Origin of the sequence: Streptomyces sp. NPDC059456 (assembly GCF_042750055.1) — a bacterium.
GTDB lineage: Bacteria > Actinomycetota > Actinomycetes > Streptomycetales > Streptomycetaceae > Streptomyces.
Genome location: NZ_JBHYVA010000635.1, coordinates 1 through 1825 on the forward strand (window position 1 = coordinate 1; position 1825 = coordinate 1825).

Below are 1825 nucleotides of genomic sequence, written 5' to 3' on the forward strand. Positions count from 1 at the left end.
GCCCCCGCCCCGATGGCACCCGCGGCCCCCGGCGGGCCCCCGCCGCCGGCGCCCGCGGCGGCACCGGCCGGGCCGCCCCGGCCGAGCGGCGCCGAGCTCGACTACGCCGCCCTCGTGCTGTCCGGGCCCGACGATCGGGGCGGACGCCGGGGCCGGCTGTTCCCCGAGGCCCCCTTCGACCCGGTCACGGCCGAACACCGCCGCCGCGCCGAGTCGGTGACCGCGCTGGCGCTGCCCGGACACGCCGTGCGCCCCCGTACGTCGGCCGGCTCGTTCGACCACCGCTTCGATGCCGCCGCCCGCGCCGACATCCCCTCGGACGGCACCTGGCACACCGTCACCGTCGGCGAGATCCCGGTCGGTCTGCGCACCGAGTACCTGTGCGTGCCCTCCGTGGAGCAGACCGTGTACGCGACACTGGTGCTCTCCAACGCCACCGACCAGGCCCTGCTGGCGGGCCCGGTGGAGGTCGGCGTCGACGGCGAGTTCCTGCTGACCACCGCCCTGCCCACGCTCGCCCCCGGCGGCGTCCGCCGGGTCGGGCTCGGGCCGGCCGAGGGCATCGGGGTCACCCGCCGCACGAACCTGCACGAGTCGACCGCCGGCCTGCGGGGCAACACCACCGTGCTCGACCACCGCGTGCACGTGGAGCTGGCCAACCGGCTCGGCGGGCCCGTCACGGTCGAGATCCGCGAGCGGGTGCCCGTCACCACCGAACCGGACGTCCGGATCGAGGAGCGGGCCGACTGGAGGACCCCCGAGGAGGGCGCGGGGCCCGAGCACCACGCACCGGGCACCCGCATCTGGCGGGTGGACCTGCCCGCCGGCGCCACCACCGCCCTCGACGGCGGCTACGAGATCCGCATACCGGCCGGCAAGGGCCTGGCCGGCGGCAACCGCAGGAGCTGACACAGCCATGTCCACGGCCCCCACGCCGATCGCCCTCCCCGTCACCGCGGTCACCTGCCTGGAGGACCGGGCCCACGTCGAGCGCACCGTCACGCTCGACCTGGAGGCCGGAGTGCAGCGGCTGCGTCTCGGACCGGTCAGCGCGCTGGCCGTCGACCGCACCCTGCATGCCGAGCTGACCGCCGGCCACCCGGCGACCGTGCTCGACGTACGGATGGTCCGCACCTGGGCCCCCGCAGGGCCGCTGCCGTCGGCCGACGACTCCGCGCTGCGCCGCCGCCTGCACGAGCTCGTGGCCGAGCAGGACGCCGTGGAGCGGCAGCGCGACCGGCTGCACGCCCGCCTCGACGTGCTCGGCCGCCTCGCCGCGGATCTGCTGCGGGAGATCCGTGAAGGCGCCGGCTCCGGGGACGGCGACGGGCCCCGCTGGGCGCGCGAACTGGACCGGGTGGACGGTGAACGCGAGGAGTTCGGTGAACGACTGCGCGCCACCGAGGCCAGGTTGGACGGGCTCGGTGCCGAACTCGGCGCGGTCGAACAGGCCATGAACCGCTCCGGGACGGCACCCGCCGAGCTGGTCGGCCACGTCGAGCTGACCGTGGACGCCGCGGCCGCCGGGCCGGTCCGCCTGCGGCTGAGCCACCTCACCCCGTGTGCACTGTGGCGGCCCGCCTACCGGGCCGTGCTCGACGGCGGCTCGCTGACGCTGGAGACCGACGCGATGGTCTGGCAGCGCACCGGCGAGGACTGGTCCGGCGTGGCGCTGACGCTGTCGACGGCCCGGTCGGCGCTGGCCACCGAGCCGCCGCGGGGGGGGGGGGGGCCGGGGGCGGGGGGGGGGGGGCCCCCCCCCGCCCCCCCCCCCCGCGGCCGGCGCGTTGGGGCGGGGTGGGGGGGGGGGGGAGGGATAAAAAAA

General features: G+C 77.6%; 2 protein-coding genes. Both read left to right on the forward strand.

The window, feature by feature from the left end; all coding sequences use genetic code 11:
• Window positions 1–909, forward strand: a 909-nt coding sequence (locus ACFXA3_RS35220; protein ID WP_385193886.1) for a DUF4139 domain-containing protein, incomplete at its 5' end; no start/stop codon positions are given.
• Window positions 910–916: 7 nt separating this feature from the next.
• The coding region (locus ACFXA3_RS35225) for a mucoidy inhibitor MuiA family protein (RefSeq protein WP_385193888.1) at window positions 917–1825 on the forward strand (909 nt) is incomplete at its 3' end.